Source organism: Romboutsia lituseburensis DSM 797, assembly GCF_900103615.1.
Taxonomy (GTDB): Bacteria; Bacillota; Clostridia; order Peptostreptococcales; family Peptostreptococcaceae; genus Romboutsia_F; species Romboutsia_F lituseburensis.
On record NZ_FNGW01000002.1, the window covers coordinates 220,061 to 236,388 of the forward strand.

Annotated in this window: 17 protein-coding genes and 1 pseudogene; 4 read left to right on the forward strand and 14 right to left on the reverse strand. The window is 27.2% G+C overall.

All coding sequences use genetic code 11. The features are described from left to right. Window positions 1-2 precede the first annotated feature (2 nt). Together BLP75_RS04190 and BLP75_RS04195 are read right to left on the reverse strand one after the other, a co-directional pair. Window positions 3-1,019 (reverse strand): aldehyde ferredoxin oxidoreductase N-terminal domain-containing protein, encoded by a 1,017-nt coding sequence (locus tag BLP75_RS04190; RefSeq protein WP_092723220.1) that lies wholly within the window; start codon window positions 1,017-1,019, stop codon window positions 3-5. 256 nt (window positions 1,020-1,275) lie between these two features. After that, window positions 1,276-2,025, reverse strand: coding sequence for a creatininase (locus BLP75_RS04195; RefSeq protein WP_092723222.1), 750 nt, complete (start codon window positions 2,023-2,025; stop codon window positions 1,276-1,278). A gap of 175 nt (window positions 2,026-2,200) precedes the next feature. Here BLP75_RS04195 and BLP75_RS04200 point away from each other — a divergent pair, with 175 nt between their 5' ends. Then, window positions 2,201-2,608: an RrF2 family transcriptional regulator gene (locus tag BLP75_RS04200; protein WP_092723224.1), complete on the forward strand. Its 408-nt coding sequence runs from the start codon at window positions 2,201-2,203 to the stop codon at window positions 2,606-2,608. Between the two features lie 175 nt (window positions 2,609-2,783). Here the strand turns inward: BLP75_RS04200 and amrA are convergent, their stop codons facing one another. The 4 genes from amrA to BLP75_RS18080 form a co-directional block, all read right to left on the reverse strand. Continuing rightward, window positions 2,784-4,190: an AmmeMemoRadiSam system protein A gene (amrA, locus tag BLP75_RS04205; RefSeq protein WP_092723226.1), complete on the reverse strand. Its 1,407-nt coding sequence runs from the start codon at window positions 4,188-4,190 to the stop codon at window positions 2,784-2,786. Between the two features lie 176 nt (window positions 4,191-4,366). Further along, window positions 4,367-4,588 (reverse strand): hypothetical protein, encoded by a 222-nt coding sequence (locus BLP75_RS04210; RefSeq protein ID WP_092723228.1) that lies wholly within the window; start codon window positions 4,586-4,588, stop codon window positions 4,367-4,369. A 162-nt stretch (window positions 4,589-4,750) separates the two neighbouring features. After that, window positions 4,751-5,068, reverse strand: a complete 318-nt coding sequence (trxA, locus tag BLP75_RS04215; protein ID WP_092724705.1) for a thioredoxin — start codon at window positions 5,066-5,068, stop codon at window positions 4,751-4,753. 71 nt (window positions 5,069-5,139) lie between these two features. Beyond that, window positions 5,140-5,307: a hypothetical protein gene (locus BLP75_RS18080; RefSeq protein ID WP_170139152.1), complete on the reverse strand. Its 168-nt coding sequence runs from the start codon at window positions 5,305-5,307 to the stop codon at window positions 5,140-5,142. 221 nt (window positions 5,308-5,528) lie between these two features. Between BLP75_RS18080 and BLP75_RS04220 the strand changes: the two genes are divergently transcribed. Continuing rightward, window positions 5,529-6,761 (forward strand): LL-diaminopimelate aminotransferase, encoded by a 1,233-nt coding sequence (locus BLP75_RS04220; RefSeq protein ID WP_207645418.1) that lies wholly within the window; start codon window positions 5,529-5,531, stop codon window positions 6,759-6,761. A 51-nt stretch (window positions 6,762-6,812) separates the two neighbouring features. On the opposite strand, the gene nagE is transcribed toward BLP75_RS04220, so the two are convergent. From nagE to BLP75_RS04235, 3 genes are all read right to left on the reverse strand, one after another. Next, window positions 6,813-8,246: an N-acetylglucosamine-specific PTS transporter subunit IIBC gene (gene nagE / locus BLP75_RS04225; protein WP_092723232.1), complete on the reverse strand. Its 1,434-nt coding sequence runs from the start codon at window positions 8,244-8,246 to the stop codon at window positions 6,813-6,815. Window positions 8,247-8,488: 242 nt separating this feature from the next. After that, entirely contained in the window at window positions 8,489-8,980 is a 492-nt protein-coding gene (locus tag BLP75_RS04230) for a PTS sugar transporter subunit IIA (protein WP_092723234.1), read from the reverse strand. A gap of 248 nt (window positions 8,981-9,228) precedes the next feature. Further along, a complete protein-coding gene (locus BLP75_RS04235; protein ID WP_092723236.1) occupies window positions 9,229-9,456 on the reverse strand; it encodes a hypothetical protein in 228 nt (75 codons plus the stop codon). A 138-nt stretch (window positions 9,457-9,594) separates the two neighbouring features. Between BLP75_RS04235 and BLP75_RS04240 the strand changes: the two genes are divergently transcribed. Both BLP75_RS04240 and BLP75_RS04245 read left to right on the forward strand, forming a co-directional pair. After that, the gene (locus tag BLP75_RS04240; RefSeq protein WP_092723237.1) at window positions 9,595-10,074 is read left to right on the forward strand and encodes a permease; all 480 of its coding nucleotides are present in this window, start codon (window positions 9,595-9,597) and stop codon (window positions 10,072-10,074) included. After that, on the forward strand, window positions 10,071-10,580 hold the full coding sequence (locus BLP75_RS04245) for a permease (protein WP_092723239.1): 510 nt from the start codon (window positions 10,071-10,073) through the stop codon (window positions 10,578-10,580). The genes BLP75_RS04240 and BLP75_RS04245 overlap by 4 nt, the downstream gene beginning before the upstream one ends. A gap of 201 nt (window positions 10,581-10,781) precedes the next feature. Here the strand turns inward: BLP75_RS04245 and BLP75_RS04250 are convergent, their stop codons facing one another. The 5 genes and pseudogenes from BLP75_RS04250 to BLP75_RS04270 all read right to left on the reverse strand — a co-directional run bounded on the left by BLP75_RS04250 (window position 10,782) and on the right by BLP75_RS04270 (window position 16,320). After that, window positions 10,782-12,050 (reverse strand): sensor histidine kinase, encoded by a 1,269-nt coding sequence (locus BLP75_RS04250; RefSeq protein WP_092723241.1) that lies wholly within the window; start codon window positions 12,048-12,050, stop codon window positions 10,782-10,784. Continuing rightward, a complete protein-coding gene (locus BLP75_RS04255) occupies window positions 12,034-12,702 on the reverse strand; it encodes a response regulator transcription factor (RefSeq protein WP_092723243.1) in 669 nt (222 codons plus the stop codon). The genes BLP75_RS04250 and BLP75_RS04255 overlap by 17 nt, the downstream gene beginning before the upstream one ends. Before the next feature lie 173 nt (window positions 12,703-12,875). After that, window positions 12,876-13,085, reverse strand: coding sequence for a cold-shock protein (locus BLP75_RS04260; protein ID WP_092723245.1), 210 nt, complete (start codon window positions 13,083-13,085; stop codon window positions 12,876-12,878). Window positions 13,086-13,215: 130 nt separating this feature from the next. After that, window positions 13,216-13,734 carry a VanZ family protein gene (locus BLP75_RS04265; protein WP_092724153.1) on the reverse strand — a complete coding sequence of 173 codons (519 nt, stop codon included), beginning with the start codon at window positions 13,732-13,734 and terminating at the stop codon, window positions 13,216-13,218. Between the two features lie 81 nt (window positions 13,735-13,815). Beyond that, window positions 13,816-16,320 (reverse strand): annotated as a pseudogene (locus BLP75_RS04270) (heavy metal translocating P-type ATPase). Window positions 16,321-16,328 lie beyond the last annotated feature (8 nt).

Consider the following 16,328-nt stretch of genomic DNA (forward strand, 5'->3'; position numbering starts at 1 on the left):
AGTTAAATTGCCATACTCAATCCTAAAATACACTTTATTAAGCATTTTTTTTCTTTTTCTGTAAGTATATTTTTCTGTAACAATAACTTGCAAAAACCTAATTTTTCATCACTATCTTTTATTTTCCTTTTTCTTATTTTGCTATTTTCATTTACGAATAACGGTCTATAATATTCATAATTTTTTATTATATTTTCTACAAAATAATTTAAATCAATAATTTCTGTGTCAAATGTTTTTTTATAAGTATTTATTCCTTGAGCTAGTGTTAGACTATCCATACCATAGTAATTTGATAGTTCATTTATTTTATTAGATTCTTCTATACTAAAACCTTGTTCATGTATTGTGTTTACAGCACTACTTTTGCAATTTAAACAACATCCATAACAAGAATTATTCTCATCATACCAATTTACATTACTTCTATTTATTATTCTTTGCCCTATTATTTGATTATATCTTTTAAATTTTTCTTCATCATATGGGACTAGATTTTCTTGATTTTTTAATACTATAGCTTTTATTTTTTTTGTTGCCATAAGTTTTCCTAATCCATTTTTACCACATGATTTATTATTCCTAAACATTATTTTTGCAAAATCTACCTTATTAATCCCCGCCATTCCCACTGTAGCTATTTCTATCTTTTCTTCTTCTAATTCCTTTTTTAATAACTCCCTGACAACATTATAACTTTCATTGTATATGTGTTTTGCATCTTTAATGCTTATATTATCTTTATCTATATATACATATACAGGTTCTTGACTTTCCCCTTCCATTACTAAATAATCATATCCATTGCATTTCATAAAATGTGCAAAATGACTTCCACTTTGCGATAAAGAATTTTTATCATAAACACTTAATCGATTTAACCCTACAACTCCGTATCCAGCTAGAGGTGGTGCTTCAAATACCAAATTGTCACCGTTTAAATTGATTTTATATTCGTCATACTGATGCGTTACTTTTATTCTCTTATTATTTAAGTTTATATATAGTATTTTTTTCATCAGCCTTCCCCCCTTATAGTATATTATAGCACTAAATTTATAAATATTTTGTATTTTTTTGGAATATAGCGTAAGCTATCTCTCCTTAATGAAATCGTTTATTCCAACATTTTTGTCGCCACAAAACATATTTTAAACCTTATATATATTTTATTTTTTTTATGTTATCTTTTAATTATCTAAACATAACAATTTGTCATATTATTCTATACTATTATAAAAAGAAAAAGGACTGATATATCAGTCCTTTTTCTTTTTATAATAATTCTTTTTTAACTATTTTAATCATTTGTTCTAGAGCTTCGGTAACTATTAAGTCCCCTTTTTCTTTTGTACTTGTTCTTCCTATTGATAATAGCCCTGATTTAGGAACTAAATCTTTAGGTATTGGATATATTTGATATTTAGGTACTTCTTCTATTTTTTCATCTATTAACCTATCCATATGTACTAACTCTGGTCTAAACTTTAATATTAGTGATGTTTCTGTAATAGCAGCATGTTCTAATGCCCATCCTGGAAAAGGTACTTCGTCAAATATTTTATCTATAGTCTCTTGACTTATTAAATCCCACCAGCTCATCATTATTATTTTAGTACCTTCTGGCATACATTTACTTACTAAGTCTATAGCTTCTAGTAAAAAAGCTTGATTTTCAAAATGAGAGTTAACTATTACTATTTTTTTTATACCATCTCTTATAAGTTCTTCTATTATATCTTTTACTAGATTTATTAGTGTTAATCCATTTAAATCAATTGTTCCAGGAAATAATGGACCTCCTCCAGATGCTGGCTGTGATTTGTATCCATAATTAATAGAAGGCATTACTATTCCATTAATATGCTCTCCTAAAAGTTCTGCAAATCCTTCTGATATTATAGTATCAGTAGATAATGGTAAATGAGGTCCATGCTGTTCTACTGAACCAATCGGTAATATTACTACATCTTCATCTTTTCTTTGATTAAACTCATACCATGTCATATTTGCCATTAAAGTCATCTTAACTCCTCCTAAAAAATATATCTATATTATCAATACATTAATTATATCATAATTTATATATTACATAATATTTGTTAATAGCTCTTATTGAATATATTTTTATAACAAGTTAATAGTTAATATATAGTTATTTAAGTTATAATATAAATATTATATATTTGTGGAGGTTTTTATGACATTATCAAAATTTAGTGATTATGCATTTAGAATTTTAATACTTCTTGGAAATAATCCTGATAATACATTTACAGTAGACTCTATTTCACAAACTTTAAACTTATCTAATCATCATATAAAAAAAATAGTTTATAAATTAGCTACAGAAGGTTATATAGAGTCTACAAAAGGTCGCAATGGTGGTATTCGCCTCGGCAAAAATCCTTGTGATATAAATCTTGGTGAATTACTTAAAATTACAGAAGATAATTTAAATGTAGTTGAATGTTTCTCCAAAGATAATAATACTTGTAATATAAGTTCTTCATGTAAGCTTAAAGGGGTAATCGGTTATGCTCTTAATTCTTTTATGAAGGTATTTGACGATTATACTTTAGCTGATGTTTTAGATAAAAAAAAATAGATTTATAGACATAGTATTATAATAAAAACATGGTTATCTTAATTCACAGATGATTAATTTACCCATGTTTTTATTAATTTTTCATTTATTGTACTCTATTCTAATTGATATCGATACAATGCATTATAAACATAAATTATATATTAATTTTACTTTTCATATAAATAAAACTTATCTAATAATCCAGATTATTTTCCTTATGTCTTTCTACTTTAAATCTTTCTATTAAGAAATCTTCATTATAATTTATACCTGCTTTTTCAAGCGCTATCTTAATCTGTTCATCTACACTATTTATTCCATCAAGATTTGGAAGTAGTAATCCCCTCTTATCTAGTGTACTTACTATAACTCCATATTCAGAAACATTCAGATCATTTAATGTACATGGCTCTGGCTCAAAAAGTATGTCTACTGAAATATCTAAATATCCTAATTCATCTTTTGATACTTTTGGGAATCTAGGGTCTTGTGTGGCAGCACTTATTGCATTTCTTATTATTTCTTGTGCTACATTATCTGTTATTGCCCCAATAGTTCCTATACATCCTTTTAACTCCCCTTCTTTCTTTAACGAAACAAATACACCACGTCTTTCATTTAACATTTCATGAGGTAAATCATCAGGCTCTTTTAAATAATGTCCCTTGTCATAATAATAATACAAACTTTTTCTTGCTAACTGAGTGTATAAATCACCTTTAGAAAGCTTTTCTATTTTATTGTTTTCTTGATCTTTTTTTAATTCTACTGATAATTTTTTTTCTGATTTTGTTGTATTAAATTTTACAACACCATATCCTACTCCAAAAGTATCCTCATAACTTAAAATATTTGTATCTATATCTTTTCCATCCATCGCTCCTGCTAAGATATACATAGATCTTAATCCACACTCTCCTGATTCTTTTATTAGTTCATACTTTATATTAAGTAGATTTTTCATATTTCCTGATTCTAGTGCACTTAAAAATTCAGTATCAAATTTTTCCCCATAAGGGCTATAAGAATATGGACCTTCTTTTTTTAATCTGTGAGATAGATCTCCTGATGCCACTAAAACTGCCTTACTTTGTAATTTTTTTACACTCTCACTTATTATCATTCCAAATTTATAAAGTTCAAACTTCGATAGCATACCATATGTTATATGTACTAAATTATATTTTTTCTTCTGCGTTATATAATAAAGAGGTATTAAAGCTCCATGGTCTAATTCTAGAGTAGCTCCATAATTTGCACATGTATATTTATCAAGAGGAGCTACACCTATACCTTCAGCCGTTGCATTTTCTATTATTTCACTTGTCAAAGTTCTGTTTATAGTCATTTGTAATTTAATTTCTCCAGCTCCAAACTTACTTAAATCTCCATCTAATTTATCACTATCAACGATTGCTATTCCATCTCTAAATACTAAGCCATGTGGTGATATAATTATTATAGTTTCTATATCCATACTATTAATTTCTTCGCTTATTTGTTTACAAGAATTTATAGTTTTAGTTATTTGTTTTTCTTGTCCTTTGCCTATCTCATCTATCATAATAGGTGGATGAGGCATTAAATAAAATTTATCCATAAATACTCACCTTTTACTTTCATATGTATTTTATAACTATATTTATCCTATCTTCTTATATATTTTATGTTTAACTATTTGGCCTTTATTTACTCAATTACATATTAAATTTCTTATTATTTATCACAAAATAATATAGGATATCTAAATATAGATATCCTACATTACTTAATTATTTATTTTTTTATACTATCTTTAACTGCTTTGCCTACATTATACCCTGTATTTAGTGTTTCTTTACCTACATTATATCCAGTTTTAGCAGCTTCTTTTCCTACATTCATAGTTCCTTTTACAGCTTCTTTTGCTACATTTCCAACTCCATTTACTACTTCTTTTCCTACATTAGTTACTGGGTCAGTTACTTTTTTTACTGTTTTTTCTACTTTATTTCCCATATATATTCACTCCTCAGTGTTTTTTCATTTCTAATTCTACCCTTTGTATCATTTTATGTTTAAATACCCTTCAACGTTACATTTTTGTTGTTAATTCTACATTTTTTATAATATATTAAAATAAAAAGGCTAGGATAATCCCAGCCTTTTTATTTTAATATATTATAAATACATGTTTACTTTTTCCATCAACTTCTCTTTAGGCATAAATCCTACTAAAGTTTCAACTGGCTTCCCATCTTTAAATATCATTATTGTTGGAACTGTGCTAACGCTATATTTTCTTGCTAATTCCATACTTTGATCTATATCTATTTTTACAAAATTAGCTTTAGAACCTGCTTGATTTGCAGCTTCTTCAAATACAGGTGCTAACATTTTACAAGGGCCACACCATGTGGCAAAAAAGTCTACAACTGCAATTCCAGATCCATTTTCAATTTTTGAATTAAATTCATCATTATTCATAACTCTAACTATATTTTCCATTTAATTTATTCTACTCAAAATAATTAAGTAGATTCTCCTTTCTGATTTTTTTATATTTTAAATTAATGTAAATTATTTTTTATAGATGCACCTTGTCTTTTATTAGACATTTTTTTATCAGTAGTTTGGCTTTCTTGAATTTTTGATTTTTTATTTATAGTCCCTTGAATTTGGTTTACAAACTCTTTTATTAATTCATTTTTATTATTTTTATTTAAATTTTTTTCCATTCTACCACCCTTTCTGATAAAATTATTTTTTCCTTTACTCTATATTTTACACATGTTAATTAATTACTATTTATAGTTTTATTTTCACCAAATTAATTTCTAATTTAAATTTTATAAAAACAAAAAAATTTATTTATTAATAATAAAATTATCATATATTGTATCTTATTGCTTCAATATTTAATACAATATATTATACTAATTTTTTGGAGGGATTTTTGATGGAGTTTTTGGACAATTTAGTATCTGACAGATTGGGTGGTTCATCCTTTTTTAAAGAAGCTAAGGAACTATATAAATTCGAGAAAATAAAACAATTAACAAAAGAAACCACTTTGAAAAATCCAAATGTAAAACTTATTGATATGGGAGTGGGAGAGCCTGATCAAATGGCTGACTTATCTATAGTTGATATTTTAAATACTGAGGCAAGAAAAAAAGAAAATAGATTTTATGCTGATAATGGAATTGATCAATTTCGAGAATCTGCTTGTAATTATTTAAAAAATGTATACAAATTAAATAATTTAACTAAAGATAATATTATGCATGGTATAGGTTCTAAATCAATACTAGCTATGCTTCCATTTTGTTTTATAAATCCTAATGATATTTGTTTAATGCCTAAACCTGCATATCCTACACTAGCTACCTATACAAAATTTTTAGGTGGAGAAGTATACAATCTTCCTCTATGTGAAGATGATAATTTTTATCCTGATTTAGAAAATATACCTAATGATATTTTAAAAAGAGCAAAATTACTATATCTAAATTATCCTAATAATCCAACAGGACAAGTCGCTAGCGTTGAATTTTATAAAAAAGCTATTGAATTTGCTAAAAAACATAATATTTTTATAGTATGTGATGCCGCATATGGTCATTTAACTTACGATGATTACAAGCCACTAAGTATATTAAGTATTGATGGTGCAATAGATGTTTGTGTTGAGATACATTCTATGTCTAAGTCCTTTAATATGACAGGCTGGAGACTAGCATTTATAGTAGGCAATAAAAAATTTATTAAACTTTATTCTACAATTAAATCTCATGCTGACTCTGGCCAATTTAGAGCTATTCAATTAGCTGGTGCATATGCACTTGATAACTATAGTTTAGTTGATTCTAATCGTGAAAGATATTCTAGAAGACTTGATCTACTTACCAAAACTTTAAATGACATAGGATTTAAAGCTAGTAAGCCTAAGGCAGGTTTTTATATTTATGTTCCTATTCCTAAAGGAATTAAAAATGGGATAAAATTTAAAAATGCTGAACATGCTTCATTATATATTTTATCAAATGCTCTAATTTCTACAGTACCATGGGATGATTGTGGAGATTTTTTAAGATTTTCAGTTACCTATGATGCAAATACACCAGAGGATGAAGTTAATATTATGAATGATATAAAAGAAAGATTTTTGAATTTAAATTTAGAATTTTAATATAAAAAGGTGAGTGCATTTACACTCACCTTTTTATATTAAATATTTATATTAAGCCGATTTTTTAAGATTATTTTTTATTCCATCTGCCACAAATTCTACAGTTGTTCCAACTATAACTTGAGCTGCAGTTTTACTTAATTTAACAACACCTTTTGCTCCTATAGATTTTAATCCCTTTTCATTTATTTTTTCTGAATCTAGCACATCTAGTCTTAAACGAGTTGCACAGTTGTCAACTTTAACTATATTGTCTTCTCCACCTAGATATTCTATATATTTTATGTAAAGTTCATCATCAGAAGTTTTTTTGTTTTTGTTTCCAATAGCTACATCTTCATCATCTTCTCTACCAGGAGTTGGTAGGTTTAATTTAACTATTAAAGTGTAGAATACTACAAAATATAAAGCTCCGATACCTAAACCTATTAATAGTATTAATGCTGGCTTAGTAGCTAAGTTAAAGTTCATAAGATAATCTATGGCACCTGCTGAGAATGTAAATCCGTGCAATATTCCTAAGCTGTCTGTTATAAACATTGATGCTGCGCTAAGTACTGCATGAGCTACTAATAATACTGGTGATAAGAATATAAATAAAAATTCTATAGGTTCTGTAACTCCAGTTAAAAATGACGTAAGTGCAAGTGATAAAAGCATACCAGCTACTGCTGTTCTTTTTTCCTTTTTAGCTGCAAAATACATTGCTAGTGCTAATGCAGGTAATCCAAACATCATTATCGGGAAAAATCCTGCCATAAAATGTCCTGCTGTAGGGTCTCCTGCAAAGAATCTATTTAAATCTCCAGTTTTTCCTCCAAATTCACCTAATTGGAACCAGAAGAATGAATTAAATACATGGTGTAATCCTAGCGGTAATAATAAACGGTTAAAGAATGCAAATAATGCAGCTCCTATTGCACCCATTCCAGCTATTCCTGCAGATACATTTGATAATGCACCTTGAATAGTTGGCCATACCATACCAAGCGGTATTGCTATTATTACTGATATAAGACCTGCCATTATAGGCACTGCTCTTCTTCCTCCGAAAAATGCTAAAAACTCTGGTAATTTTACTCCTCTAAACTTATTATAAGATAATCCTCCTATAATACCTGCTAATATACCTCCCAAGAAAGATATATTTAAAGTTGAGGCTATTTCAGGAGTTAAATTCATTGTCCAATATTGCCCTGTAACTTTTGTTAATGTTAAATAAGATATAATACCTGCAAGTGCTGATGCACCATTTTGATCATCTGAAAATCCAACTGCAACTCCTATTGCAAATAACATTGGTAAATTATCAAATATAGCAGAACCAGCTGCACCAAAATATGGTAATATGTTTGCTAAAAATGGTAAAAAGTTTAATTTTTCTATTACGTCTCCTTGACCTAATCTAAGCATTATACCTGCTATAGGTAAAGCTGCTATAGGTAGTACTAATGACTTTCCTATACGTTGTAAAAATTTAAGCATAATTTGCCTCTCCTTTGTTGTAAATTTATGATATATATTCTTACTTTATTAAATAAAATAAACTAGAATATACTTTTCATATCTTAAATTAATATTTATATTTTTATATTGGTATATACCGCATGGTCTATACCAATATATTACTGGAAATAGTTTTCTTTTGCAAGAGTTTTATTTTTATTTTTTTATAAATAAATTAGTATATAAAAAAAGCTTTTAGTTTTATACTAAAAGCTTTTTTATTATTTTAAGATTTCAATTCTATTTTCTTCTTTAGCTACAACTTTACCTGTTATAACTTTAACACTTTGATTTTCTTCTAAGTTAGTGAATATTATTGGGCTTATGTCTGACTTAGCATTTTTCTGTATAAAGTCTACATCCATTTTTATTAGTTTATCACCAGCAGATACTTTATCTCCAGCATTTACAAACACTTCAAATCCTTCACCCTTTAAATTAACAGTATCTACACCTAAATGTATCAATATTTCAAGTCCATTGTCAGCTTTTAAACCAACTGCATGCTTTGTATCAAATACCATTTCTACAGTTCCATCTACTGGAGATACTATTATTCCATCATTTGACTTTATAGCAAATCCATCACCCATTATTTTATTAGAAAATACTTCATCTGGAACTTCTGTTATTTCTAATAACTCTCCATTTGTTAATGCTATGATACCCTTTTCTTCTTGCTTCTTCTTTTTAAACATATCAAATATTCCCATGTTGATTATTCTCCTATCTACTCACTTAACTGTTTTTTATTTTTTCAAACAAATTATTAGTTGTAGTTTAACACATTTTATAATTTTTTTTAATACATATTTTTATAAAATTTAATTTTATTTTTTAAATTTATATTTTTTTGATTTAATATCTTCACTATTTATTTGAATTCCAATATATATTTAAAATTTGTATTATAATTTAATAAAGATATAGAGTTTTATCCCTATATCTTTTGACTTTAAATCTATTTATATTTTTCTTCTTTTTCCATTTGATGTTTTAAATCTTTAGCAAATTTTTTTTGCTCATATTCTTCTACCATTTCATCTTTCTTCATTTCCATACTCATCATAACACCTTTTGCATCATCTTTAATATCTTCTGCAGTATCTTTTAGTACAAATTCAGCTTTTTTCATTCCTTTTTGCAAGTCATCTTTTAAGTTTTCCATTTGTTTTTTCATCATGCTCATTTTAAAACCTCCTTAACTAATATATATCTTATACTTTGCAAAATAGATAAAAATTATTTAACAAAATTTACTATCATCAATTTCATTTTTTCTTATCATTACATATCATATATTATTAGCTAAAAGGGGGAGATTTTTGTGACATCCTATATTATCTATTCATTTTGCATAATACTTTTAATTATATCCTTTTTTAAAGATAAAGAAAAAACTAAGTTAGCTATAAAAAATGGTATCAAGTCGTGGGAAAATATTATGCCTCAATTTCTATTTATAGTAATCATTGTAGCTGTTTTACTATCCATAACAGATCCTAACTCTATATCAAAGCTTATAGGTCCCGATTCTGGTTTTATAGGTATTAGTTTATCTTCTATAGTTGGATCTATAACTATGATGCCCACATTCGTTGCATTTTCAACAGGAGATTCATTATTGAAAAGCGGAGCTGGATATGCTCAAGTCGCTGCTTTAATATCTACACTTACTATGGTTGGAATTTTAACTTTTTCTCTAGAAGCAACTTATATGGGTAAAAAAGCTACATTTTATCGTAACTTAATTGCATTTTTATTTGCTTTTGTTGTAGCATTTTTTATTGGAGGTGTTTTAGGATGATAAATATTAAATTCATATTAAATAGATATAAATATTTTTTAATCAGCTTATTAATATGTATAGCTATATATATTTTTGATAATAATTTAGGTTTAGATATTTTTGATAGTACTAAGTCAAATATTATTCAAATGCTATCTATACTACCTCCTGTAATGATCTTATTAGGTCTTTTAGATGTTTGGGTTCCACGGGAGTACTTTATGAAATATATGGGATCTAATTCTGGAATTTTAGGGATTGCACTATCCTTTTTAATTGCTTTTTTTGCTGCTGGTCCAATGTACGCTGCTTTTCCCTTTACCGCTGTTCTAATAAAAAAAGGGGTTAAATTTTCTAATATAATAATATTTTTAAATGCATGGTGCGTAACAAAATTTTCTACTCTTCTCTTTGAAATAGGTGCACTAGGGTATAAGTTTACAATTGCTCGGCTTTTAATAGATGTTCCAGGAGTTATAATAATGGGTTATATCGTAGATTATTTGGTTAATAAGAAAAAATAAAAAAATATCCCCCATAGTTTGGAGTATATGGGGGATAAAGCTTTGCAATGACAACTCTATAGGAGGATGTGAGGGAGGGTTGCCATTGCAAATAGGGTATTATATTATGGTTTTTTTAAGCTAGTCTTTCTATATTTATATAGTACACCTCGTATATGAATTTAATGTGAGTTTAATGTGAATGATACTTGAAATGTTTTATTAAAGTTCTACTGTAAATATAACAGAGTTATTTTTATTTTTTAAGCTATATCTAAAACCATGGCTATTGAAAATCTGTCCTACTAAATATAATCCTAAACCACTTCCTCCTGTTTTTCTCGACCTTGATTTTTCTACTCTAAAAAACGGCTTAAATATTTCATTTAAATATTTTTCATCTATATTCACACCAGTATTTTCTATTTCTAAATAAGTTCTAATATTATTTCTTTTTTTGTGACCTCTTAAATTATTTTTACTTAATCTTATTATAATTTTTTCACCATTTGGTGAATATTTTATGGCATTATTGATTATATTGTTTATAGCTTTTGAAATTCTTTCTTCATCACATTTTACATATAAGCTCTCTTCTATGTTCAAAATAGTTTCTAGTTGTTTTTCATCTATTAAAAATTGTTGTCTCTTTACCAACTTTTTTAATAATTCACTTAGATTTACATCCTTTAAAATTAGATCTTGTTCTAATATTTCACTTTTTGATACTTCTATCATTTCATTTACTAATTCTTTTAATTCTTGTGTTGATTCATATGATTTTTTTAAATAAGTATCTCTATCCTTGTATTTACCTATATTATAAATCATTCCTTCTAGTTGTCCACTTATTATTGTAATAGGTGTTTTTAATTCATGGGATATAGTAGCTACAAAATCTTTTCGTCTATTTTCAGCCTCTCTTTCACTTTCTATTATATCAATAAGTGGCTTTGTTATAACAACTGAGTAGATATAAGCACCTAACATTGCTATAAGTATTGCTACAGCAATTATATATGGCATTAAAGTTCTAATTACATCGCTAGCTTCATCTATCGGTTGAAGTGGCATAACTATATTTAATTTATACGGAAGTATAGAGTCTTTTGTATAAATAGGAATAGTTATAGGAAATTCTTTTGTATTTCTATTTATCACATACTTACTATATTTTAAAACTATAAACTCATTTTTACCATAAACAATTCTGCCATTAGAATCAATTAATAATACCGAAAGATTTTGATCTTTTGCTAAATGAAAAAGTCGTTCTTCTAATTGTGCAGTTGAATAATTTACAGATTCTTGTGTAAGACTTTTTATGCTATCTTCTAATAATCCTATTTTATACTTATGATAGTATGATGGTAATAAAAAATATAATATCAAATATATTATTATGGCTAGTACTAGTAAAAGCCCTGTTGTTATTGAAAATAATTTATATTTTATATTTAAATTTTCCCATTTGTTAAATATCCTTCTCAAGTGTATATCCTATCCCTTTTACTGTTTTTATATATGGTAATACTATTTTTTTTCTTATATTTTTTATATGTGCATCAACTATTCTTGTGTCTCCGTAGTAATCATACCCCCATATACTATCTAATAAACTTTCTCTAGTTATAACTTGTGGGTATTTTTCTATTAGAGTTTTTAATATATTAAACTCCTTTAATGTTAGTTCTATAACTTCATCATTTATATTTACTGTATATGTATTTAAATCTAATTTTAATTTTTCAAATGTAACAAAATCACAGCTAGTCGTTTTTGAAGACCTTCTTAATACAGCTTCAACTCTTTTTATAAGTAAATTAAAAGAAAAAGGCTTTGTTATATAATCATCACATTCTAGCTCAAACCCTTTAACCTGATCAGTTTCATCATTTAACGCTGTTAAAAATATTATAGGTACATTAGAATTTTTTCTAATCATTTTACATACTGAGTGACCATCTAAATTAGGCATCATTACATCTAAAATTATTAAATCATAATTTTTTTGTTTAAATTTTTGTATTCCTTCTAGCCCATCACTTGCATAGTCTACTTTATATCCCTGAGAGCTTAAAAATTCTACTATAAGTTCTTGTATATTAAAGTCATCTTCTACAACTAATATTGACTCATTCATAATTATCAACTCCATCTTAAAATTATATGCTATCTAATTTTATCATATATAAATTGTTAATATATGAATTTTTTATGAATTTATATTTTAATATCCAAATATTTTACTATTAAATATATTTATTTTTAATATAAACAAAAATGACACCTATATTTAAGATGTCATTTTTTAAATTATAATTTATGAACATTTATAGCTGCTATACCTTTATCAGCTTGTATCATATCAAAGCTAACTTCTTCACCTTCATGAAGATCTTTATTATGACCCTCTTCTTTTATATTAGAAAAATGGACAAAAACATCTTCTCCATTATCAGATGTTATAAATCCATATCCTTTAACTGCATTGTACCACTTAACTACTCCATTGTAATTTGCCATTATTTTATTCTCCTATAATTTATTAACATTTAGCATGTTTTGATAATATTATTTCAATTTTTTTAATAACTAATTCTTGTTAATTTATACTAAATTAAAATAAGCTATCAAATTTGATAGCTTATTTTTTTTAATCATTATATCCTCTATTTTTAAAAATCAATGATTTTATTCCATTTAATCCAATTGTTAAGATACAAAATATTAGAATTCCAGTTAACGCTCCAGCAGAATCTATAAATACATCTTTTATACTACCAACTCTCCCAACTACAGATAGTTGCCTATATTCATCATAATAAGCATACATTATTGATAGCATAAAGGCTAATGTAGATGATATAAAAACTTTTTTTGAAAATAAGTATATTATGTAAGCCATACTTATACCTATACATGCATATATAGAAAAGTGAGCTATTTTCCTTACAATATACCCTTTGTCTCCATACTGTTTTAATTTATCAAAGACTTTCTCTTTCACACTAATTAATCTACTATCATTTAGTGTAACTTTATCTCTTACATTATCAATAACTTGCACTGCCTTTCCTGATTGACTTGATGATTTAGTTCCCTCTTGGCTAGAAAAATAATACATCGATCCCATACATAAAATAAGTAGCACAAGGCCTATAATTTTTTTCATATTAATACCTCTTTTCAAGTTTAATATTAATAGATTATATCACATGTGCTACTTAATGTATTATATTTTATTATACATATACTATTTGTAGGTTTTAAAATTTTTAAGTCTAAGCGCATTAGTTACTACTGATACAGAACTTAAACTCATTGCCGCGGCTGCAAACATTGGATTTAATAATGGACCACCAAATATATATAACACACCTGCAGCTATTGGTATACCGATAGTATTGTATCCAAATGCCCAAAATAAGTTTTGCTTTATATTTTTGATAGTTTCATTACTTAGTTTTATAGAATTACATACATCCATTAAATCACTTTTCATTAATACTACATCTGCAGATTCCATTGCTACATCAGTTCCACTTCCTATAGCTATACCTATATCAGCTTGAGCAAGTGCTGGAGCATCATTGATTCCATCTCCTACCATTGCTACAAATCTACCTTCACTTTGAAGTTTTTTAACTTCATTTGATTTATCCTGAGGAAGTACCTCTGCTAATACTATATCTATACCTACTTCTTTAGCTATAGCCTGGGCAGTTTTTTCATTATCTCCAGTAACCATGGCTACTTTTATGCCCATATCATGTAATTTTTCTATTGATTTTTTACTACTTTCTTTAACTATATCTGCTACAGCTATTATACCAGCAATTTTATTATCAATAGATACATACATAGGTGTTTTTCCTTTGCTGGCAAGTTTATCACTTTCTATTTCTAAAGTTTCTAAGCTTATATTTCTGTCTACCATAAGCTTTTTATTTCCAAGTAATATTTCTTTACTATCTATAGATACTTCTATACCATGGCCTGGTATAGCTTTGAATTTATTAACTTTCATAAGTTCTACTTGTTTGTATTCTGCATATTTTACTATTGCTTCACCTAATGGATGTTCTGAACCTTTTTCTGAACTCGCTGCTAAACTTAATAAGTAATTTTCATCAATATTTTCAGTTACTATAATTTCAGTAACAGTAGGTTTACCTTCTGTTATAGTTCCAGTTTTATCAAATATTATAGTATCCACTTTATGAGCTAGTTCTAGCGCTTCTCCACCTTTTATTAAAATACCATTTTCTGCACCTTTACCTGTACCAACCATTATCGCTGTAGGTGTTGCAAGGCCTAATGCACATGGACATGCTATTACAAGCACAGAAATGAAAATTGTAAGTACAAATTCTAAGTCTTTATTTCCTACTATAAACCATAAAAATGCTGCTACTACGGATATTAAAATTACCGTTGGAACAAAATATCCAGATACAGTATCTGCAAGTTGAGCTATAGGTGCTTTTTTTCCTTGTGCATCTTCAACTAACTTTATTATCTGAGCAAGTGCTGTATCACTGCCAACTTTTTGTGCTTTAAATCTTATGCTTCCATTTTTATTTATACTAGCCCCAGTTACTTTATCTCCAATATTTTTTTCTACTGGTATACTTTCACCTGTAAGCATAGATTCATCTACTGAAGTATGTCCCTGTACAACTATACCATCTACAGGTATTTTTCCTCCAGGCTTTACTATTATAATATCGCCTACTTCTACTTCTTCAATAGGGATTTCCATCTCTTTATCATTTTTTATTATAATAGCTGTTTTAGGTTGTAGCCCCATTAATTTTTTTATAGCTTCACTTGTTTTACCTTTTGATCTTGATTCTAAATATTTCCCAAGTAATATTAACGCTATTATTATACCTGCACTTTCAAAATATAATTGGTGGTGTCCTCCACCATGTCTATTATGGGCTTGGCCATTAGCTATCTGAATTGTTGTATATACACTATATATAAATGCAGCTGATGTTCCTATAGCAACTAAAGAATCCATATTAGGACTTCTTCCTATAAGTGCTTTAAATCCATTTATATAAAATTTATATCCTGCAAGCATTACTGGTATTACTAAAATTAACTGTATTAATGCGTAATTTAAAGGATTATTTGTAGGATCTATAACCATAGGTACTGGCCATGGCCCTATAGGCTTTGAAATCATAGGTCCCATTGCTATATAAAATAATGGAATAGAAAATCCGATTGCTATGATAAACTTTGTAAATAAAGTTTTCATTTCCTTTTCTTTTCTTAATTTATCTTCATCTATTTCTTTTTCTTTGTTATTTTCTTGTAAAACCTCATATCCAGCTTTAACTATACTTGATTTTATTTGAGATAATCTAACTTTTGATGGATCATAGTTTATAGTAGCTTTTTCTGTAGCTATATTCACATTTATACTTTCTATCCCATCTAATTTTTTAACTACTCTTTCTACTGCTTTTGAACAAGCTGCACAAGTCATACCACCTATTTTTAAATCTATTTTTTTATAATTTATATCTTCTACTAAATCATATCCTGATTTTTGAAGAGCTTTTTTAAAATCCTCAAACTTTACTTTGCTACTATCAAATTCTATTTCAATTTTTTCTGTAGCCATATTTACACTTTGACTCTTTACTCCGTCAAGTTTCTTTACTGCCCTCTCAGCAGCTTTACCACATGCGGCTCAAGTCATACCTGTTACTTTATAGCCTTGCTTTATTATATTATTATCCATTTAAGGTT